This window comes from Chitinophaga sp. SVR4-12A (assembly GCF_056754765.1).
The window spans coordinates 5,956,335-5,977,204 of the sequence record NZ_JBPGWP010000001.1 but is presented as its reverse complement, the minus strand read 5'-3'; the positions used below and the strand labels follow the sequence as shown (position 1 = coordinate 5,977,204).

Here is a 20,870-nt window from a genome sequence, read left to right as displayed (position 1 = left end):
TGAAAGAGATTTTAGATACTAAAACACTATGGATTTCAGCTTCAGCCCGGCGGTTTCATCCAGTCCGAACATGATGTTCATATTCTGTACTGCCTGTCCGGATGCGCCTTTCAGCAGGTTGTCCTCTATGGAGTGGATCACCAGTTTATTACCGACCTTTTCCAGCTGTATGAAGCATTTGTTGGTGTTCACCACCTGTTTCAGGTCTATCTGGTCCTGGCTTACCTGCGTAAACGGATGGGCAGCATAGTATGTTTTATACAGCTGTACGGCCTGTTCCAGGCTAAGGTCACTATCCAGGTAGGAAGTTACCCAGATGCCCCTGGGGTAATCGCCCCTTACCGGTACGAAGTTCACGTTACCGCTAAAGGAAGGCTGCAACAGCTGTAAGCTTCGTCGTATCTCTTTCAGGTGCTGGTGGGTCAGCACTTTATAAGTGGAGACGTTGTTAGCACGCCAGGTGAAATGCGTGGTGGATTGGAGGCTTTGCCCGGCGCCCGTAGAACCGGTAATGCCGGTGGTATGTACTTCCTGCAGCAGCCCTGCCTGTGCAAGGGGCAGCAGGCCCAATTGTATACCTGTAGCAAAACAGCCTGGGTTGGCGATGTTCTGCGCGGTTTTGATCTTATCCCGCTGCATTTCAGGCAGGCCGTATACAAACTCACGGCCGGGCAGGCTTTCGCCGAGACGGAAGTCCTGGCTGAGATCGATGATCTTTACAGCGGGGGCAATGGCATTGGCTTCGAGAAACTTCTTTGCTTCGCCGTGACCAAGACAAAGGAACAACACATCAATGTTGTTGTCCAGTTCCCCCGTGAAGGTCAGTTCTGTTTCGCCTAAGAGATCGTTATGAACGGCATACAAAGGATTACCGGCATTACTGCGGCTGTGCACGAATGCAATTTCCACGTTGGGATGATTGAGTAGTACCCTGATCAGCTCTCCACCGGTGTAACCGGCGCCGCCTATAATGCCTGCTTTAATACTTTGTGCCATGACGTCCTATATTACTGCCTTTATAAGTTTGAATTATTAACCTGGTGCCAGATCATTGTCTGGTTACCAAAGATCTTGCTGAAGCCTCTTACATCTTCACCGCTCCAGCCGCTGTTCATTTCGCCGTATTTACCAAACTTGCTGCTCATCAGATCGTAAGGCGATTCGATACCTGTCACCTGGAAACGGTAAGGCATCAGCGTAACAAATACCTGGCCACTTACGTGCTGCTGGGAGCTTTCGAGGTAAGCCTCGATATCGCGCATCACCGGATCGAGGATCTGGCCTTCGTGCAGCCAGTTGCCGTAGAACTGCGCCAGCTGGTCTTTCCAGCTCAGCTGCCATTTTGTGAGCACATGCTTTTCGAGGGCATGGTGCGCTTTGAGGATCACCACCGGGGCGGCTGCTTCAAAGCCTACGCGGCCTTTAATGCCGATGATGGTATCACCTACGTGAATATCGCGGCCAATGGCAAAAGGACCTGCAACAGACTGTAAATATTGAATGGCTTCTGTGGGGTGTGCGAATGTTTTATCGTTCACGCCCACCAGCTCTCCTTTTTCGAATTTCAGTGAAACCTGCTCCGGATCCTGCTTGCTCAACTGTGTAGGGAAAGCAGATTCAGGCAGCATGCCGTTGGAGGTGAGTGTTTCCTTACCACCTACGGAAGTACCCCAGATACCCTTGTTGATGGAGTACATGGCTTTCTCGAAGTTCATCGCTACTCCTTTTGACTGGAGGTAAGCGATCTCCTCTTCACGGCTCAGTTTCATATCCCGTATAGGTGTGATAATCTCCACACCGGGGATCATGATATGAAAGATCATATCGAAGCGTACCTGGTCGTTACCCGCGCCGGTGCTGCCATGGGCAACAGCGGTAGCGCCTGTTTCCTTCACATATTCTGCGATGGCGAGCGCCTGGCTCATACGTTCAGCAGACACGCTCAGGGGATAGGTGTTATTCTTCAGCACATTGCCGAACACCAGGTATTTTATCACCTTGTCATAATAAGAGCGAATGGCATTTACCGTTTTATGGCTCTTTACTCCCAGGCTGTAAGCACGTTTTTCTATTTCCTGTAATTCCTCGTCGGTGAAACCGCCGGTGTTCACGATCACAGAATGTACTTCATAGCCTTTCTCTTCGGTAAGATATTTTACACAGTAGGAAGTATCGAGGCCTCCGCTAAATCCCAGTACTACTTTTTTGCTCATTATGACGGTTTTTGGAATGTTTGAATGTTAGAACAGGTTGAATAAAAAGAATTTCTTGCGGTTATTGCCTGCAGCACCAGCGTTGCCTTTCAGGAGCACATACCTTTTATACCGCAGCCACCTTTCGAACAGCTTGAAATTGTCTTTAAAAGCCCTTTGCTTTTTCTGCTGCTGAATATCGCCGTTGGCGGCCACCATTACCTGGGGCTTCAGGGCTTCTTCGTTTTCCGTCACGGCTTCTGCCGCGGCCTTTTCCCGGGCGATCCGCTCTTCCTCATCTTTCTGTTTCTGTACAGGATCGTACAGCATAGCAGTGCAGAGGCAGTTCTTGCGGTTCTTGGCGGTGAGGATATCGAAGTTCACACAGCTGCGGCATCCTTTCCAGAACTCTTCGTCATCAGTGAGCTCTGAATAGGTAACCGGCTCATAGCCCAGGTCGGAGTTGATCTTCATCACGGCCAGGCCGGTGGTCAGACCAAAGATCTTGGAATCAGGATATTTTTCCCTGGACAGTTGAAAGATGCGCTCCTTGATAGATTTGGCCACGCCATGCCCCCTGAAGGCAGGGTTTACGATCAAACCGGAGTTAGCTACGAATTTTCCATGGCCCCATGCCTCAATGTAGCAAAAGCCCACCCAGTCTCCGCTGTCGGTAGTGGCAATCACGGCCTTACCTTCTTCCATTTTCAGCTGCACGTATTCCGGGCTCCGTTTTGCTATACCGGTTCCACGTGCTTTAGCGGAGGATTCCATCTCGTCTGTGATGGTTTTTGCATAATGCGCATCGTCGGGAGTGGCTACCCTAACGATGATATGTTGATTTTCCAACTTACGTAAATTGAAAAAAGTGAATCAATAATATTAAAATGAGCTTCCTGTTGCAGGAATAGGATAAATCAATGATGGGGGAATCATTGCGATAGCGTGCCTGTATGTAAGACGAACGCTATCAAATACGAGGTCGTCGGGAGAGATATCTAAAGACATTAAACCCAATAGAATACATGCCTTCCATCAGAGAAGGATGATATGCAGAGATGTTGGTATGGGTCAAAAAGTTTTCCAACTTCAGTTCAGCTTAAATTGTTAAAACTGTCTTTGATTTAAATTCAACGCAAAATTATAACTTATTCAATAAAAACTGTCAAATTTTTTTCTGTTATAAATACTTTAACACAAAAACGAAACGGATCACATCAGTTGTTAATAACTAATGTAATCCGTTTATAATTAATATGATAAGTATTTTATTTTGTCAATATCCCTAGTTCTGTCACCCCGGAGGAATGGTCTGACTCATCAGCCGGTTCCAGGGCTACCAGCCGAATGTAACGGGTGTTGACAGGCTGGGCAAAGCGGATGGTCTGCTTCACCGGGTTATTTTTAATGTTGTCGAAGCTGCCAGTGGATACGGGTTGTCCCCAATCCTTCCCGTCTGCGCTCACATAGAAAGCGTATTTAGAGAAGATCCCAGCTGGGCCGTGATCGCTCTGGCGGGGAGTGTAGGTAAAGCCGTGCAGGTTCAGGCTTTCGCCCAGGTCTATCTGCAGTTCGTGGGGATATTTGCCCTGCTGCCCTGCTCCTGCTACCCAGCTGCTACCTGGGTTCTCGTCTATAGCCCTGTCTGCCTGCTCCTGTTCATCATCGGCATAGATCACTTTCCACTTGGCGGGCGCAATGTCCAGGTCGGATGTTACTACCGGTCCGGCTGTTTTACCCTTGTTAATGAAAGCTTTTACCTTGATCACACCGCCCCTGGGCAGTGCAAAGGGCGCTGTATACCGGGGAGAAGTGAAAGCAGGTTCGCTGCCGTCCAGTGTATAGTGCAGCTCCGGATCGGGGGATGCGCATTGGATGCTCACCAGACCTTCCCTGTTGCGGCTGATCTCAGGGGTAGCCAGCAGATCGGGCGCTTTGTACAGCTGTACTTCACTGATCACCGGACAAGCTTTGGCATCTTTGATCTGTACGCGCACCCGGGTAGTGGTGGTATTGGGCAGCCGCAGGATGCGTTTGTACCCGATGGTGGTTTCGCTGGCTATTTCCTTAAAGGCGCCGTTCTCCCATACTTCTACGGTGAAGGCTTTTACGCGCTGACCAAGGGGAATATACTCCTGCAGCACCAGGCGGTTGAAAGTAACTGCTTTCGGAAAGCTCAGCGTGATACCGGCCTGCAGCACGTCATCGGGCGTAGCCCAATAAGTTTTCGCATTACCATCCGCCAGGTGTTGGGTGCTGACTGCTGTATTGTTTTTACGTATATCAGTTACAGTTACCTTCGCCGTACGCGCCAGGTTCGTTTTAAAGGTTTCGTTGAGCAGGCGGCGGAACTCCATCAGGCGGGTAGAGTCGTTAGCGTGTATGAGACCGCGGCGGTCTACCGGTACGTTCAGCAGCAGGTTACTGTTACGGCCTACGGAAGCGTAATAGATCTCCAGCAGGTGCGCCAGGCTTTTCACCTTATCGTCTGTTGTTGCGCTGTAAAACCATCCCGGGCGGATAGATACATCACTCTCGGCAGGGACCCATTTCTCTCCATCTTCATCACCATGGTTCAGTATCGTGGTGGACGGCGCATTCTTACCGGGCTCAAAGCCTTTCACGTTCAGCGTACTCCAGTTGGTAGGGCCTGCAAAGCCGTTCTCGTTGCCTACCCAGCGGCAGCCCGGGCCCACATCACTGAAGATCACTGCATTGGGCTGGTTGCGATATACTACGCTATGGAACAGCGGCCAGTCGTACACCTGTTTCTTGCCATTAGGGCCTTCGCCGTTAGCGCCATCGAACCATTGTTCGAACACGGGGCCATAACTGGATAATACTTCGTTGAGGGTATTGCTGAACACCTGGTTGTATTCAGGCGTGCCATAGGCCGGATGGTTACGGTCCCAGGGAGAAAGATATACGCCGAACTTCAGTCCGTACTCCTTACAGGCAGCGGACAGCTCCTTTAGCACATCGCCTTTACCGTTCTTCCATTTGCTTTCGCGCACGGTATGGGTACTGAATTTACTGGGCCAGAGGCAGAAACCGTCGTGGTGTTTAGCGGTGATGATGATGGCCTTCATACCGGCCAGTTTAGCGGTACGCGCCCATTGACGGGCGTCCAGCTGTGTAGGATTGAAGACCTGCGGGTCTTCATCTCCATGTCCCCATTCGCGGTCTGTAAAGGTATTGGGACCGAAGTGGATGAACATGTAATACTCCATATCCTGCCAGTTCTGCTGGGCCTTAGAGGGCAGTGCGCCATAGGGCTTGATGGTGGGCTGTGCCCGGGCGGCTGTCAGGCCGGCCATCAGGCCTGCTACCAATAATGCGATCTTTCTCATAGAGCATTAAAAATAAGGTGGGATAAAGGTAATGTAACCGTGCAGGTAAAATCGAATCAGAAATAGAGAAAAAGTTGTCAGTGGTCAGTTGTCAGGATTCAAGTAGGATAGGAAAAGTTGCTGAGATATAGTGAGTGCGTGAATTTGGTGATTAAGAAAGTTGTAAATTGAGCACCATTGTTATATTTTGTAACCCACCACTTTATGAAAGTCGTAAAGTTTGAAGATCTTATTTCATGGCAAAAAGCACAAGATCTGGCTGTAGGCATCTATGAACTATTTAAGGATATAAGAGACTTTTCATTCAAGGATCAGATATGCAGAGCTGTAGTATCGATATCTAATAACATCGCTGAGGGATTTGACAGGCGCACAAACAAAGAATTTGCAAGATTCCTTGATATCGCCAGAGGCTCTTGCAGTGAGGTTAAATCAATGCTTTACCTGGCGTTAAGACTAAAGTATATCAATAAGGAACAAAGGGATGAATGTATAAGTCTATCAGTAGAAATCTCGAAAACAATCAACGGGCTACAAAAGTATTTATTAAAACACGCATCATTACTGACAACTGACAACTGACAACTGACAACTTTATGATCCGTAGAACATTTATCAAAAACACCGCAGCGGCTGGGATAGGCCTATCACTGCTAGACACACCAGCCAGGTTATTTGCACAGGCAAAGAAAGAAAAGGTAAGAGTAGGCCTGATAGGCGTAGGCGCACGCGGACAAGGTCACCTGAGCCTTTGCTTGCACCGCCAGGATGTGGACGTAATAGCAATCTGCGACCCGGATACCAAATGGGCCATTCCGAAATCAAGAGATCTGATCAGCAAAGCCTATGGCGGAAAAAAGAAAGTAGCGGAGTACACCAATGGCGATGAGGATTTCCGGAACATGCTGAAGCGTGATGATATCGATGCCGTGATCATTGCCACTCCCTGGGAATGGCATACCATCCAGGCAGTAGCTGCCATGAAAGCCGGTAAAACCCCGGCAGTAGAAGTGTGTGGCGCCAGCGATATACAGGAATGCTGGGAGCTGGTGAACACCAGCGAGGAAACCGGTATACCGGTATTCGGGATGGAGAATGTATGTTACCGCAGGGATGTAATGGCAGTACTGAATATGGTACGCCAGGGATTGTTCGGCGAACTGATACACCTGCAGGGCGGCTACCAGCATGACCTGCGCGGGGTGAAGTTTAACGACGGCAAGACGCCGTATGGCGTTGGCGTAGAGTTTGGAGAGAAAGGCTTGTCGGAAGCAAAGTGGAGAACCAACCATTCCGTGCATCGCAACGGTGACCTCTATCCTACACATGGATTAGGACCGGTGGCAAATATGATCAACATCAACCGGGGCAATCGTTTAATATCATTGACTTCTGTGGCCACTAAATCAAGAGGCCTGCATAAATATATTGTAGACAAAGGAGGTAAGGACCATCCTAATGCGAAAGTGGAATTTAAGCTGGGAGATATTGTGAGCACGCTGATCAAAACCAATAATGGAGAAACGATCATGTTATCGCATGATACAAATTCGCCCCGTCCCTACTCGCTGAATTTCCGTGTACAGGGAACGAATGGCTTGTGGATGGATGATATGGATTCCATTTATGTGGAAGGCAAAAGCCCGTTTGATCAGTGGGAGAAAGCAGGTCAGCCGGATCAGGCAGAGAGTTATATGAACCGCTATGATCATCCGCTGTGGAAACGCTATGCCAACGATGCATCAGGTGCAGGGCACGGAGGGATGGATTGGTTTGTGATCAATTCCTTTATTGAAAGTAATAAGCGCGGAACACCGTATGCGCTGGATGTATATGACCTGGCAACGTGGTATGCGATCACGCCGCTGAGTGAGCAGTCTGTTGCAGAAGGTGGGAATGTGCAGTATATACCGGATTTTACGAGGGGAAAGTGGATCAATAGGCAGCCGGTGTTTGCGTTGGGTGGGGAGTATTGAGATAGCGATTAGCTTTTAGCCTTTAGCTGTTAGTGTTAACAGCTAAAGGCTAATTTATTTATTGGAATACAGATACACCGTTTTCAATAGTAGTCACATACACCTCCGGCAATTTCCCGAATTGCTGTTGATAACGTTCCTGGATAAACGCCGTATACTCTTCGACCTTATCTGCTTTTACCAGGTTGATGGTACAACCGCCAAAACCACCACCCATTACACGGGCGCCTGCTACTTCGGGTCGCTGACGTGCCAGTTCAACGAGAAAATCCAGTTCCGGACAGCTTACTTCATAAAGACGGCTCAGGCCATCGTGGGTTTCATACATCAGTTTACCGAATTCGGGCAGCTTACCTTGCTGCAGGTAGATACAGGCCTGCTGTACGCGGGCAATTTCTGCTATTACATAAGCGCAGCGTTTGTATACCAGCTCGTCCAGGCGGTCTTTAACGGCGTCGAGCATCTGCAAATCGGCATCGCGGAGGGATTGCACCTGTGGGTAGATTTCCTGTAATACTTTTACACCGCTTTCACATTGGCTGCGGCGTACATTATATTCTGAAGAGGCCAGCGAGTGGTGCACCATGGAGTTGCACAGCACTATTTTCTGGTCGGGGAAGTTGAAAGGATAATAGGTGTAGGAAAGATCGCGGCAGTCCAGCAACATCACCTGGTCTTTTTTACCATGGAGGTTCGCGAACTGGTCCATGATGCCGCATTGTACACCAGGAAAGGTATGTTCCGCCTTCTGGCCGATGAGGGCCATATCCATACGGGAGAGGGAATAGCCCATGAGGTGATCGAGGGCTGCTACCAGGCCGCCTTCTACGGCAGCGGAGGACGAGAGGCCTGCGCCTACAGGTACATCGCCTGCGATGACACAGTCGAAGCCGGGTACTTTGTAGCCCCGTTTCTGCAGCTGGTCTACCACGCCCATGAGGTAGTTGATCCATCCCGGGGTGGGATGTACAGCATCCAGGCTGAAACCGGTCTTTTCACCGTTGAAGGCCGCGTAGGCGTTACAATAACCGGTGCCGTTGAGGGCGATGGCGTATATAATCTGTTTGTCGATAGCGGCGGGTAATACAAAGCCATTATTGTAATCCGTGTGCTCGCCAATGAGGTTGATCCTTCCGGGAGAGCTGACTATCAGCGGTGTTTTTCCGAACAATTTTACGAACTGCTCCTTTGCTTGTGCTATCATGAAGATGATTTAAAGGGGTTAAAAATAACGAGCGGAGATGAAAGATCAAACTTGGGGAAGGGAGGAAGGGATGAGCAGGCGCAGAGTAAGGGCTGACTAAGCACTTAGTAAGCACTTAGTAAGCACTTAGTAAGCTCCTACTAAGCACTTACTAAGCTAATACTAAATTAACACTAAGGGCATTCGGCGTGTAAACGGCCAGGAAACCCTATGTAGAACTGAAGGTGAGCTGGATATGAGGTGGACTTGAGGCGGACTTGATGCAGGTTTAAATTGTATCGGTTTGGGTGGCGCAGGGCTTATCCAGGAAGGCTTCCCATCCTCGTCATTGCGAGGCCCGAAGGGGTACCGGGGGCGAAGCAATCTCCAAATGGTGATAATTACGTTTGCTGCCTGCGGTTTGTCGTTTGTGAGATTGCTTCGTCGCGCCACGCACTAGTCCGGGCTGCGCCTCGCAATGACGGCGATGGAGACCTCTTTGCCCATGGCGATGGATACCTGTTTGCCTGTGGCGATGGAGACCCGTTTGCCCATGGCGATGAAAACCGGTTTGCCCATGGCAATGGAGAGCTGTTTGTTGGGTGAGGGTATGCAGGGTACCCCGGGGGGTATATGGAGGGTATGTGGAAGGTATGTGCAGGGTATATGGAAGGTATGATTTAAGCATGCAAAAGGCCGTCCACCAGCTGGCGGACGGCCTTTCACTATTTTACATCCAGCTTAATATCTACGCGCTCGCTTTACCCACTTTATGCCCCGCTAAAGCGAAGTAAAGTATATACAGGTAACAAGGCAGCATACAATACAGGAACGCTTCCCGGAAATCGATGCTGTTTGAATGCAGGAAACCCAGCAAACCGTCTTTGTTAAAGAGGCCACTATAGATCTGCGGCACTACTGCGCCACCGGCAATACCCATTACCAGTAAAGCGGAACCTATCTTGGTAAATTTACCCAGCTTGTCGATCGCCAGGGGGAAGATGGCAGGCCACATCAGGGCGTTGGCCAATCCCAGGAGGGCGATGAAGGTAACCGCCAGGTTGCCGTCGGTCAGGAAGGCGCCAAGCGTAAAGAGAATGCCCAGTATGGCGGAGATCCGGAGGGCTTTATCCTGCGACATGATCTTTGGTATGGTGAGGATACCTACTACATAGCCCACCAGCATGGCGGCTAAGGTGAAGGAGGTAAAGTATTTGGTCTTGTCCAGGCTCATGCCCAGCTGGCTGCCGTAGGTACCGATCACATCGCCGGCCATTACTTCCACACCTACATAGAGGAAGATACAGAGTACGCCCAGCAGCAGGTAAGGATACTGAAACACGCTGGTACGGGTGGCTGTGCCCTCTGTTTTCACCTCTTCACCGTCTGTATCAATTTCAGGCAGCGAGGAACGTTTGATCATAAAGGCCAGGAGCACCAGCACGATGGCGATCACGATGTAAGGGCCTACCACGCGGGAGGCGAGGCTGTCAAGCAGCAGCGCTTTCTGCGCAGGATCAGTAGCGGTAGCGATCTGTTTTTCAAGCGATTCAGCATTCTTCAGTACGATGGTGCTGAGCACCAGCGGACTGATAGCGCCAGCCACCTTATTACAGATCCCCATGATACTGATACGCTTAGCCGCGCTCTCAATGGGCCCGATCACGCTGATATACGGGTTGGAAGCCGTTTGCAGCAGTGAAAGGCCTGCACCCTGTACAAACAATCCTGTGAGGAAGAGGGCAAAGTTCCGGGTGTTGGCGGCGGGTATAAAGATCAGGGAGCCTACCGCCATTACCACCAGTCCCAGCGCCATCCCGTTCTTGAACCCTGTTTTGGTAAGGATAAAAGAAGAAGGGATAGACAGGAAAAAGTAGGCCATATAAAAGGCGAAGGTCACCAGCAGGGCCTGGGAAACATTCAGTTCACAGGCGATCCGCAGGAAAGGGATCAGCGTACCATTTAACCAGGTCACGAAACCAAACACAAAAAACAAGATACCGATGATGGTAATGGACTGCGCATAACTGGCTGCTTTTTTCCCCCCTGTTAGCGCTGCAGCGGTGTTAGATGACATAGTGACTTCTTAAAGATTAAAAAATAATATATATAGATCTTGGTTTACACTAGCACGAACTTAAATAACTATTCTTGTATTTTCTAATCCTGCAAAGCCTATTTCGTGTGATTATGCAATCGCTATCAATTTTAGATAATTTTCTATAATCATCGAGCTAAAACGTTTTTGCATAATATAAAATTGCAACAATTTATTTTTTATTTAGAAAATCTTAAAAAAATATTTATACATTTATCGGGCAAACAACTACAGTAACTAACACGTTTATGGCTGAACAAACTAAGCGCGGCACAAACCCACAGTTCTTTGTGTTAATCACAGTTTTTTTCTTCTGGGGTTTCGTCGCCGCCTCCAATGACATCCTTATCCCTCTCTTTAAGGAAAAGTTCCACTTACAGCAATGGCAATCACAGTTAGTGGGATTTGCGTTTTATGTAGCTTATTTCGTCGGATCCATTATTTATTTCATAGTAGGCAAAGCGCTGAAAACAGATCCGTTGAACAAGATCGGCTATAAGAACGGGATCATTTACGGGCTTATATTTTCGGGTATAGGCACGCTGATCTTCTATCCTGCTGCAGAACTGCATTCCTACTTCCTGCTGCTCACCGGCTTGTTCGTAGTAGGGCTGGGCTTCTCCTTACAGCAGATCGCCGCCAACCCATTTGCGATTGCACTGGGTGATCCTGCAGACGGCGCCAAGCGCCTGAACCTGGCAGGAGGCATCAACAACTTCGGTACTACCCTGGGGCCTGTACTGGTTAGCTTCGCGATCTTCGGCGCTATCAGCCCGAATGCGGCAGCCAACGCCACCATCAACTCTGTAAAATTACCTTACCTGGTAGTGGGCGTGTTGTTCATCCTGGTGGCTATCTTCTTCAAATTTTCGAAGCTGCCTGCCATCACCAACGATGAGAAAGTAGAAGGCGGTTTGGGCGCACTGAAATACCCGCAGGTACAACTGGGTATGCTGGCCATCTTCGTGTATGTAGGCGTGGAAGTGACCATTGCCAGCAACATCGGCGAGTATCTGAAAAGAACCGAGAACCTGGACTCTTCCCATATCTCTCACTACGTATCCCTTTTCTGGGCAAGTATGATGATGGGACGCTGGACAGCAGGCACCGCGGCACTGAACCCCAGCAGACAGCTGAAACGCATCCTCACTGTTATCGTGCCTTACCTGGCCTTTGGCGTGTACCTGCTGATCAACTACCTGAGAGGCAGCGATGTAACCGACCTGTATATCTACGGCGTTTGCATCATTGCCCTGATCATTGCGTTCTTCCTGAGTAAAGATCAACCGGCCAGACAGTTAGGCATCTTCGCTATATGCGGTATGATCGCCATGCTGATCGGCTTGTTCACCACCGGTAAAGTAGCGCTGTTCTCCTTTATCAGCGGTGGTTTGTTCTGCTCCGTGATGTGGCCTTGTATATTCACCCTGGCTACTGCTGGTCTCGGAAAATACACCAGCCAGGCGTCAGCCTTCCTGGTAATGATGATCCTGGGCGGCGCACTGCTCCCCTTATTACAAGGCGTAATAGCCAGTACTTCAGTAGGCATTCACCAGTCTTACTGGTTACCGGTATTCTGTTTCGCCTATCTGACATTCTTTGCATTTCGAGTTAAAAACATATTAAAATCTCAGGGAATCGATTATGAGTCAGCAATTAGTAGTGGGCATTGATATTGGCGGTACCAATACAAAATTCGGCATCGTAGATCGCAGGGGAAATATATTATGCGATGGACGTATGCTGAGCAATCAACACGCAGAAGTAAAAGACTTCATCGAAGAGCTGCACGGGCATCTCTCCAAACTGATAGAGCAGGCAGGCGGTATAGATAAAATCAAGGGTATCGGCGTAGGCGCCCCCAATGGTAACTTCTATACAGGCAACGTAGAATATGCACCAAACCTTCGCTGGAAGGGTGTTATTCCTTTAGCCAACCTGCTGGGCGAAAGATTCGGCCTGCCTACTGTGCTGACCAATGACGCCAATGCCGCAGCGCTGGGAGAACTGATCTACGGCGCAGCCAAAGGCATGAAAGACTTTATCGTGATCACCCTGGGAACCGGTGTAGGCAGCGGTATTGTTGCCAACGGTCAGCTGATCTATGGTCACGATGGTTTTGCAGGCGAACTGGGTCACTGTATCGTGATCCCCGGCGGCAGACTCCATCCCGGAACCGGTGCGCACGGATCACTGGAAGCCTATGCTTCCGCCACCGGCGTTACCAATACTGCCCTGGAATTCCTGGCCGACCGCCCCGATACCAAGAGCATTCTCCGCGATCATCCCAAAGAAGAGATCAACTCTAAACTGGTATTCGAAGCTGCCATGGCAGGCGATCCGCTGGCCAGGGAAGTGTACGAGTTCACCGGTAAGATCCTGGGCGAAGCCCTCGCCAACTTCGTTATGTTCAGCAGCCCTGAGGCAATCATCCTCTTCGGCGGCCTTACGAAGGCAGGAGACCTTATCATGAAACCGGTACGCGAGCATATGGAAATGAACCTTTTACCCATCTTCCAGAACAAGGTGAAGCTGGTATTCTCCGAACTGAAAGAAAGCGATGCCGCCATCCTGGGCGCCAGCGCATTAGCATGGGAAATGAAAGATTAAACGAAAGTTGAATGCATGGAATGAAAATTCACTGTATTTTCACTCCCGGGCAACAAAAATCACTTTCGGTTCATATAACTGCTTATGCAAGATCGTAGACATTTTTTAAAAGCAGCGGCCCTCAGCGCCGCTGCTTTCTCTTTAGATGGCATGAAGCCCACAGCGGCTCAAACGGCAGGAAAAGCCGTGAAGGGTAAACCTATTGTGATCTCCACCTGGGACTTCGGCTTACCGGCCAACCTGGCAGCCTGGGAAGTGCTTAAACAGGGCGGACGGGCACTGGACGCCGTAGAGGCAGGGGTAAACATCCCCGAAGCCGACCCTAAGATCCAGACAGTAGGCCTGGGCGGTTTCCCCGACCGGGACGGCCATGTTACACTGGACGCCTGCATCATGGACGAACTGGGCAACTGCGGCTCTGTAGCTGCGCTGGAGCATGTAGTACATGCCATCTCCGTAGCGCGCGCTGTGATGGAAAAAACCCCGCACGTAATGCTGGTAGGTGAAGGTGCACTGCAATTTGCACTGGCCAACGGCTTCAAAAAAGAAAACCTGCTGACACCTGAATCCGAAAAAGCCTGGAAAGAATGGCTGAAAAAATCGGAGTATAAACCGCAGATCAATATCGAGAATAAGACCTATAACGGAAACGATACTACGACCGCATTCAACCCGCTGCGTTTACCCGGTAACGTATACAACCACGACACCATTGGTATGGTGGCGCTGGACGCCCAGGGCAACCTGTCAGGCGCCTGCACTACCAGCGGTATGGCGTTTAAACTACGCGGCCGCGTAGGAGATTCTCCCATTATCGGCGCAGGGCTTTATGTGGACAATGAAGTAGGCGCTGCCACCTCTACCGGTGTAGGCGAAGAAGTGATCCGCATAGTAGGCAGCCACCTGGTAGTAGAGCTGATGCGGCAGGGCTATTCTCCTGAAGCAGCCTGTAAAGAGGCAGTAACGAGGATTGTGAAGAAAAGCCCGCAAAAAGCGAAGGAAATACAAGTGGGATTCCTGGCGCTGAATAAGAAGGGGGAATATGGTGCGTATTGCTTGCAGAAAGGGTTTAGCTATGCAGTGTGTACGGGGGATAGCAGCAATAAGCTGTATGATGGGAAACATTACTTTTAAGTTTGAGGTTTGATGTTTGAGGTTTGAGGTTCGTTAAAAGTTGAAGGTTCATAAAAAGTACCAGGCCAGGAAATTCTTCCTGAACTTCCAACATTCAACCAACCTCAAACCTCAAACCTCAAACCTCAAACGTTTAAATTATTCGAGAGATGTTCACCTTAGAAATATGCGCCGCTTCCGTGGCCTCCTGCCTTGCCGCACAGGAAGGAGGAGCGCAACGGATAGAACTGTGTGATAACCTGCTGGAAGGCGGCACTACTCCCAGCTACGCTACCATCGCCTTAGCAAGGGAAAAAGTACAGCTGGCCCTCTACCCTATCATACGGCCGCGCGGCGGCGATTTCCTGTATGATGCGCTGGAGTTTGAAGTGATGAAACGGGATATCGCGCTGTGCAAACAAATAGGCTGCGATGGCGTGGTAATCGGCATGCTTACAGCAGACGGCAAAGTGGATAAGGAGCGTTGCAAAGTACTGGTAGAACTGGCCTGGCCTATGGGCGTTACCTTTCACCGCGCATTTGATATGACGGATGATCCGCTGCAGGCGCTGGAAGATATCATTGACATCGGCTGTGAGCGCATACTCACTTCCGGGCAACGCAACACCGCAGTAGAAGGCATTCCGCTGCTGAAAACACTGGTAGAGCGTGCAGACGGGCGCATTGCCATCATGGTGGGATCAGGCGTAAGATCGACCAATATCGCCACCCTGGTAAAAGAAACAGGGGCAACAGAATATCATACCACCGCCAGGGCTTACATAGAAAGCGGCATGCAGTACCGCAACCCGAATGTAAGCATGGGCGGTATACCGGGACTACCGGAATACGGTATTTCGGTTTCGCAGGTGAGCGAGGTAAAAAAGATCAGGGAAGAAGCGGAAAAAGTGCTTAGCCGTTAGTCGTTAGTCGCCAGTCATTAGTCGTTAGTTTTCAAGGGACAAGAAAAATACTGTGTTATATCGCCGTTAATTACTAACGACTAATGATTAACGACTAACGACTTTTTTGTATATTAGGATCCCTGCAACTACCATATACTATGAAAAGAGTCCTTATTCTGACAGCATTGCTTTGTAGCGGCGGACCGTTACTACTCTCTGCTCAAAGCCTTAAAGTGCTGACCTACAACATTCACCACGGCGAAAATGTGAAAGGGGAAATTGACCTGCAGAGTATTGCCAACGTAATTCTTGCCACCAATCCTGACCTTGTAGCTTTACAGGAAGTAGACAGCGCAACAGGACGCGCACAAAAAGCAGATCAGCTGCGTGAGCTGGCTTCCCTCACCGGTATGTATACTTATTTTGCCAAAGCAATGGACTATGATGGTGGCGCCTATGGCACCGGTATATTATCCCGCCTGCCTATTGCCTCCAGCGAACGTATAAGCTTGCCCGGGAGTACAGGCAAAGAGCCGCGGATCGCGGGGGTGGCTACTATCCAGCTACCGGGCGATAGCCTGCTGCAATTTGTAAGCACACACCTGGACGCGGGCAATGATCCTGCAGACCGTATCAACCAGGCCAATGCACTGGTGCAGTTTTTCACGCCTGCTAAAACAATGGTGATCCTGGCGGGAGACCTGAACGCTGCGCCTGCGGCCAAAGAAATGGGGATCCTGAAGCAGCTGTTCACTGATCTTACGCAGAGCTCCGGACCTACCTATCCTGCAGATACGCCTACCACAAAACTGGATTATATCATGATATTTCCAAGGCAGCGCCATGAAAGCGTTTTTGCCAGGGTGATCGAGGAAACCGTCGCGTCAGACCATCGCCCGGTGGTTTGCGAAGTGAAAATTAAAGAATAACGTTTTGCCGAATATTGTATCTTAGAAGCCATCTTTGTTACCACTACATCAACTGGCTGAAATATACAATATTATGAACAGTACAATGAACCGTACCCGTGCCGTACTACACGCTCTTGTAGTACTGGCGGTGGCTGGCCTGGCGGCCTGCAACAGCGCTCAACAGGGACATGCTCCCAAAGGCAAAGTAAGTATCATTCCTATACCGGTAAGCGTACAAGAAGCTCCTGATTCTTTCCTGCTGGACAAACAAACCGTGCTGGTAGCTACCACGCCGGAAGAACAGCAGACAGCAGGCTTGTTCAATGCCTGGCTGAAAGAACTGACAGGTTATGAACTGACCATTACCGACAAAGGCGAACGAAACGCCATCCAGCTGCACACCAATACAGATACCAGCGCTACCAACGCCAAAGAAGGCTATACCCTTACCGTTGGCAAAGACCGTATCGATATTGCAGGCAATGATGCCAGCGGCACCTTCTACGGCATACAAACACTGATACAGCTGCTGCCTGCGGAAAAGGCCAACAGCCTTTACATCCCTGCCGTAGCGATCACCGACTATCCCCGCTTTTCGTACAGGGGATTGCACCTGGATGTAGGACGGCATTTCTTCCCTGTAGACTTCATCAAAAAATATATCGACCTCCTGGCAATGCATAAGCTCAATACCTTTCACTGGCATCTTACAGAAGACCAGGGCTGGCGTATAGAGATCAAAAAATATCCGCGCCTCCAGGAAGTGGCCTCCAAACGTAAAGAGTCTATGGTGGGGCACTACAACGATCAGAAATTTGACGGCAAACCTTATGGCGGTTTCTATACACAGGACGAAGTGAAAGACGTAGTGAAATACGCCACCGAACGCCATGTTACCGTGATCCCTGAAATAGAAATGCCGGGTCACTCGCTGGCAGCGCTGACCGCATATCCTAACCTGGGCTGCACCGGCGGACCTTATGAAGTAGGCACCAAATGGGGCGTGTATGACGATATCTATTGCGCAGGCAACGACAGCGTATTCCTCTTCCTGCAGGATGTGCTGGACGAAGTGATGACCCTCTTCCCCAGCAAATACATTCACATCGGCGGCGACGAATCTCCCAAAACACGCTGGGAGAAATGTCCGAAATGCCAGCGGAGAATGAAAGCAGAAGGCCTTAAAGACGAACATGCCTTACAGAGCTATTTCATCCAGCGCATGGAGAAATACCTGAACAGCAAAGGCCGTCGTATTATCGGATGGGATGAGATCCTGGAAGGCGGACTGGCCCCTGACGCTACGGTAATGAGCTGGCGCGGTACAGAAGGTGGCATAGCCGCCGCTAAACAAAAGCATGATGTGATCATGACGCCGGGCAACTATTGCTATTTTGATCACTATCAATCCCAGGGCAAGAGTGAACCGGTAGCTATCGGTGGTTATACCCCCGTAAGCGAAGTGTATAGCTATGAACCCATCCCTGAAGAGCTGAGCAAGGAAGAAGCTACCTATATCAAAGGCGCGCAGGGCAATGTATGGACAGAGTACATTCTCAATTCGGCTCACGTAGAATACATGGTGTATCCCCGCGCTACCGCCCTGGCAGAAGTATTGTGGAGCCCTGCCAGCAAAAGGAACTATGACGATTTTGTAGAAAGGTTAAAAGTACACTTCCACCGCCTGGACCTGAAAAAAGTGAACTATGCCAAGCATGTGCTGGAGATCCGCGGCGCCGTTGAAAGCAATGGCAAAGGCGGTGTAACGGTGAAGCTGGACAGCAAGCTGGATGGCGGCAAGATCTTCTATACTACCGACAGCAGCGCTCCTACCACGCAGTCTACCCCTTACACAGGGCCCATCCCCGTGACTGCTACAGGCACCATCCGTGCGGGATTATTCCTTGATGGCAAGCCTTACGGCAATGAGTATACGCAGGCGTTCATCTATCATAAGGCTATTGGCAGAAAGGTGACCCTGGCGCAGCCTCCCAACCCAAGCTACAATCCTGGCAGTGCTTTCGGGCTGGTGAACGGTATTGCAGGGGTAAAGGAATATAACGACAACCAGTGGTTCGGCTACAGCGGCAACAACCTGGAAGCTACTGTAGACCTGGACAGCGTGCAGGATATACACAGCGTAGGCCTGAACACCCTGAACTTCAAGGGGCCAGGCATCTACCCTCCCAAGCAGGTAAGCTTCCTGGTGTCTGACGATGGCCAGCATTTCAAAGAAGTGTATAAGCAGAACACCTTTAACCAAGAGGGCATTAACCAGGTACGCGGGCAATTACAACAGGTAAGAGGCCGGTATGTGAAAGTGGTGGCGCAGAATGCAGGAAAAATTCCTGCAGGCGCACAGGGCGCAGGGAGCCCGGCCTGGCTGTTTGTAGACGAGATAATAATTAATTAATGTGCTGATTTTCCGACAGCTGGCAGATGCTGCATATGGGTATAAAACTGATATATATAGATAAAGATTATCTAAAAAAATCACAATTCCTGGTGTCAGTACACCAGCACATTAGCATATTAGCGCATTTTTGTTTAATTTTCGGGCTCGCTTTTAAAACGCCTTCAATCCAAAACATTTACCATGACGCTTAATCATCAGGAGATCGAACTGATTGACAGTTTTGAACAGATTGCCGTGGATATATACCCCACGGCTAAGGACGGATCCCGCGCGGTTGCGCAGGAAATAGCAGCACTCATCAAATCAAAACAGGCCGCCAAAGAAACCTGCGTTTTAGGCCTGGCAACCGGCTCTACCCCCAAATACTTATACGCCGAGCTGGTGCGCATGCACCGGGAAGAAGGTCTCAGCTTTAAAAACGTGGTGACTTTCAACCTCGACGAGTATTACCCGATTGAACCGGATGCTTTACAGAGCTACAACCGCTTCATGAAAGAGCAGTTATTTAATCACGTAGACATCCCGGAAGGCAATTACTTTGTGCCGGATGGTACGATCCCGAAAGAAAGGATCAAGGCCTATTGTGAGGAATATGAGCGCAAAATAGAAGCGGCAGGCGGTATCGACCTGCAAATCCTGGGTATCGGTAATAACGGCCATATCGGCTTCAATGAGCCCGGTTCCAGTGTAAACTCCCATACCCGTCTGATCACGCTGGACAACAGTACCCGCCTGGCCAACGGTTATGAGTTCCCTAACATGAGCCAGGTGCCCAGGCTCGCTATTACTGCTGGTATCGGCACCATCATGAAGGCCAGACGCGTTGTGCTGATGGCATGGGGCTCTCATAAAGCCAAGATCGTGCGCAGGGCGGTAGAAGGCCACAGCACCGACCAGGTGCCTGCCAGCCTGCTGCAACAGCATCCCAACACCAAGTTTGTGATAGATGAGCAGGCAGCTGCAGAACTGACCCGCTTTAAAGAGCCCTGGCTCACCGGCGACTGCGAATGGACGCCCCAGCTCAGGCGCAAGGCCGTTACCAGCCTGGCACTGAAGCTGAACAAGCCCATCCTGATGCTGACCGACAAAGACTACAATGAGAATGGTTTAAATGACCTGATCGTACAATACGGTTCCGCTTATGAGCTGAACATCGAAGAGTTCAACGGCATACGCGACACCATCACAGGATGGCCCGGTGGCAAACCCGGCGCTCCCCTGCCCAAACACCCGGAACGTTCTGAACCCGCCAGCAAACGTGTGCTGATCTTCTCCCCTCACCCGGATGATGACATCATCTCCATGGGCGGTACCTTTATCCGCCTTCATGAGCAGGGACATGACGTGCACGTGGCCTATCAAACCTCCGGCAACATCGCCGTTACAGACGAATTCGTACTGCGCTTTATCGACTTTGCAGTAGGTTTCGAAGGCATGTTCGATATCGACAGAAGCAAGAGCTCACAGATCCTGGATGAGGCCAAAGCTTTCCTGAAGATCAAGAAGCCCAGCCAGAAAGATACTCCCGAGATCCGCGCTATCAAAGGTTTGATCCGCCGCTGCGAAGCAAGGGCTACCTGCCGTTACGTAGGCATCAAGGACGAGAACGCGCACTTCCAGAACCTGCCTTTCTATGAAACAGGGCTGGTAGAGAAAAAACCGATGGGCGAAGAAGATATCCAGCTGACGGTAGACCTGCTCCGCAAGATCAAGCCGCACCAGATCTTCTGCGCCGGTGACCTGGCCGATCCGCATGGTACGCACAAGGTTTGCCTGGACATCATCTTTGCTGCACTGGAAAGGCTGAAGCACGAAGATTTCATGAAGGATTGCTGGGTATGGCTGTACAAAGGCGCATGGCAGGAATGGGATATCCATGAGATAGAAATGGCAGTGCCCATGAGCCCTGACCAGATAGTGCAGAAACGCCTGGGCATCTTCATCCACCAGAGCCAGAAAGACGTGGTGCCCTTCCAGGGTACTGACCTGCGCGAGTTCTGGCAAAGGGCAGAAGACCGCAATGCCAACACGGCAGACCTGTATGACCAGCTGGGCTTACAGAAGTATGCAGCGATGGAGGCTTTTGTGCGTTATCATTTTATGTAGATCAACTGTA

General features: G+C 50.1%; 15 protein-coding genes and 1 pseudogene. 9 read left to right on the top strand and 7 right to left on the bottom strand.

Annotated features, from left to right (window positions below; all coding sequences use genetic code 11):
- Nucleotides 1-18 precede the first annotated feature (18 nt).
- The 4 genes from argC to ACR9Y8_RS24280 form a co-directional block, all read right to left on the bottom strand.
- Entirely contained in the window at nt 19-996 is a 978-nt protein-coding gene (argC, locus tag ACR9Y8_RS24295; protein ID WP_481215845.1) for an N-acetyl-gamma-glutamyl-phosphate reductase, read from the bottom strand.
- 20 nt (nt 997-1,016) lie between these two features.
- Complete coding sequence (locus ACR9Y8_RS24290) at nt 1,017-2,213, bottom strand: argininosuccinate synthase (protein ID WP_481215844.1); 1,197 nt, start codon at nt 2,211-2,213, stop codon at nt 1,017-1,019.
- A gap of 27 nt (nt 2,214-2,240) precedes the next feature.
- Complete coding sequence (locus ACR9Y8_RS24285) at nt 2,241-3,041, bottom strand: GNAT family N-acetyltransferase (RefSeq protein WP_481215843.1); 801 nt, start codon at nt 3,039-3,041, stop codon at nt 2,241-2,243.
- 419 nt (nt 3,042-3,460) lie between these two features.
- A complete protein-coding gene (locus ACR9Y8_RS24280) occupies nt 3,461-5,542 on the bottom strand; it encodes an alpha-L-fucosidase (RefSeq protein WP_481215842.1) in 2,082 nt (693 codons plus the stop codon).
- Between the two features lie 204 nt (nt 5,543-5,746).
- Here ACR9Y8_RS24280 and ACR9Y8_RS24275 point away from each other — a divergent pair, with 204 nt between their 5' ends.
- Together ACR9Y8_RS24275 and ACR9Y8_RS24270 are read left to right on the top strand one after the other, a co-directional pair.
- Complete coding sequence (locus tag ACR9Y8_RS24275; protein WP_481215841.1) at nt 5,747-6,124, top strand: four helix bundle protein; 378 nt, start codon at nt 5,747-5,749, stop codon at nt 6,122-6,124.
- Between the two features lie 14 nt (nt 6,125-6,138).
- Nucleotides 6,139-7,518 carry a Gfo/Idh/MocA family protein gene (locus ACR9Y8_RS24270; RefSeq protein ID WP_481215840.1) on the top strand — a complete coding sequence of 460 codons (1,380 nt, stop codon included), beginning with the start codon at nt 6,139-6,141 and terminating at the stop codon, nt 7,516-7,518.
- A gap of 58 nt (nt 7,519-7,576) precedes the next feature.
- On the opposite strand, the gene galK is transcribed toward ACR9Y8_RS24270, so the two are convergent.
- The 3 genes from galK to ACR9Y8_RS24255 all read right to left on the bottom strand — a co-directional run bounded on the left by galK (nt 7,577) and on the right by ACR9Y8_RS24255 (nt 10,778).
- Nucleotides 7,577-8,722: a galactokinase gene (galK, locus tag ACR9Y8_RS24265; protein WP_481215839.1), complete on the bottom strand. Its 1,146-nt coding sequence runs from the start codon at nt 8,720-8,722 to the stop codon at nt 7,577-7,579.
- 435 nt (nt 8,723-9,157) lie between these two features.
- A complete protein-coding gene (locus ACR9Y8_RS24260) occupies nt 9,158-9,427 on the bottom strand; it encodes a hypothetical protein (RefSeq protein ID WP_481215838.1) in 270 nt (89 codons plus the stop codon).
- Nucleotides 9,428-9,449: 22 nt separating this feature from the next.
- Nucleotides 9,450-10,778, bottom strand: coding sequence for a sugar MFS transporter (locus tag ACR9Y8_RS24255; RefSeq protein ID WP_481215837.1), 1,329 nt, complete (start codon nt 10,776-10,778; stop codon nt 9,450-9,452).
- 269 nt (nt 10,779-11,047) lie between these two features.
- Between ACR9Y8_RS24255 and ACR9Y8_RS24250 the strand changes: the two genes are divergently transcribed.
- The 7 genes and pseudogenes from ACR9Y8_RS24250 to nagB form a co-directional block, all read left to right on the top strand.
- Nucleotides 11,048-12,472 (top strand): MFS transporter, encoded by a 1,425-nt coding sequence (locus ACR9Y8_RS24250; protein WP_481215836.1) that lies wholly within the window; start codon nt 11,048-11,050, stop codon nt 12,470-12,472.
- A complete protein-coding gene (locus ACR9Y8_RS24245) occupies nt 12,444-13,409 on the top strand; it encodes an ROK family protein (protein WP_481215835.1) in 966 nt (321 codons plus the stop codon). Before ACR9Y8_RS24250 ends, ACR9Y8_RS24245 begins: the two co-directional genes overlap by 29 nt.
- Nucleotides 13,410-13,493: 84 nt before the next feature.
- Nucleotides 13,494-14,543 carry a glycosylasparaginase gene (locus ACR9Y8_RS24240; protein ID WP_481215834.1) on the top strand — a complete coding sequence of 350 codons (1,050 nt, stop codon included), beginning with the start codon at nt 13,494-13,496 and terminating at the stop codon, nt 14,541-14,543.
- A 149-nt stretch (nt 14,544-14,692) separates the two neighbouring features.
- Complete coding sequence (locus tag ACR9Y8_RS24235; RefSeq protein ID WP_481215833.1) at nt 14,693-15,445, top strand: copper homeostasis protein CutC; 753 nt, start codon at nt 14,693-14,695, stop codon at nt 15,443-15,445.
- Between the two features lie 140 nt (nt 15,446-15,585).
- Nucleotides 15,586-16,356: an endonuclease/exonuclease/phosphatase family protein gene (locus ACR9Y8_RS24230; protein ID WP_481215832.1), complete on the top strand. Its 771-nt coding sequence runs from the start codon at nt 15,586-15,588 to the stop codon at nt 16,354-16,356.
- Nucleotides 16,357-16,429: 73 nt separating this feature from the next.
- Nucleotides 16,430-18,751, top strand: coding sequence for a glycoside hydrolase family 20 protein (locus ACR9Y8_RS24225; RefSeq protein WP_481215831.1), 2,322 nt, complete (start codon nt 16,430-16,432; stop codon nt 18,749-18,751).
- Between the two features lie 180 nt (nt 18,752-18,931).
- Nucleotides 18,932-20,860 (top strand): annotated as a pseudogene (gene nagB, locus ACR9Y8_RS24220) (glucosamine-6-phosphate deaminase); the annotation flags it as partial.
- Between the last annotated feature and the right edge of the window lie 10 nt (nt 20,861-20,870).

What these genes read in the sequence shown, in the direction of transcription:
- argC (WP_481215845.1), bottom strand. Translation starts at nt 996, where the DNA reads ATGGCACAAAGTATTAAAGCAGGCATTATAGGCGGCGCCGGTTACACC.
- ACR9Y8_RS24235 (WP_481215833.1), top strand. Translation starts at nt 14,693, where the DNA reads ATGTTCACCTTAGAAATATGCGCCGCTTCCGTGGCCTCCTGCCTTGCC.
- ACR9Y8_RS24250 (WP_481215836.1), top strand. Translation starts at nt 11,048, where the DNA reads ATGGCTGAACAAACTAAGCGCGGCACAAACCCACAGTTCTTTGTGTTA.
- ACR9Y8_RS24255 (WP_481215837.1), bottom strand. Translation starts at nt 10,778, where the DNA reads ATGTCATCTAACACCGCTGCAGCGCTAACAGGGGGGAAAAAAGCAGCC.
- ACR9Y8_RS24275 (WP_481215841.1), top strand. Translation starts at nt 5,747, where the DNA reads ATGAAAGTCGTAAAGTTTGAAGATCTTATTTCATGGCAAAAAGCACAA.
- ACR9Y8_RS24245 (WP_481215835.1), top strand. Translation starts at nt 12,444, where the DNA reads ATGAGTCAGCAATTAGTAGTGGGCATTGATATTGGCGGTACCAATACA.
- galK (WP_481215839.1), bottom strand. Translation starts at nt 8,722, where the DNA reads ATGATAGCACAAGCAAAGGAGCAGTTCGTAAAATTGTTCGGAAAAACA.
- ACR9Y8_RS24270 (WP_481215840.1), top strand. Translation starts at nt 6,139, where the DNA reads ATGATCCGTAGAACATTTATCAAAAACACCGCAGCGGCTGGGATAGGC.
- ACR9Y8_RS24280 (WP_481215842.1), bottom strand. Translation starts at nt 5,542, where the DNA reads ATGAGAAAGATCGCATTATTGGTAGCAGGCCTGATGGCCGGCCTGACA.
- ACR9Y8_RS24230 (WP_481215832.1), top strand. Translation starts at nt 15,586, where the DNA reads ATGAAAAGAGTCCTTATTCTGACAGCATTGCTTTGTAGCGGCGGACCG.
- ACR9Y8_RS24225 (WP_481215831.1), top strand. Translation starts at nt 16,430, where the DNA reads ATGAACAGTACAATGAACCGTACCCGTGCCGTACTACACGCTCTTGTA.
- ACR9Y8_RS24240 (WP_481215834.1), top strand. Translation starts at nt 13,494, where the DNA reads ATGCAAGATCGTAGACATTTTTTAAAAGCAGCGGCCCTCAGCGCCGCT.
- ACR9Y8_RS24290 (WP_481215844.1), bottom strand. Translation starts at nt 2,213, where the DNA reads ATGAGCAAAAAAGTAGTACTGGGATTTAGCGGAGGCCTCGATACTTCC.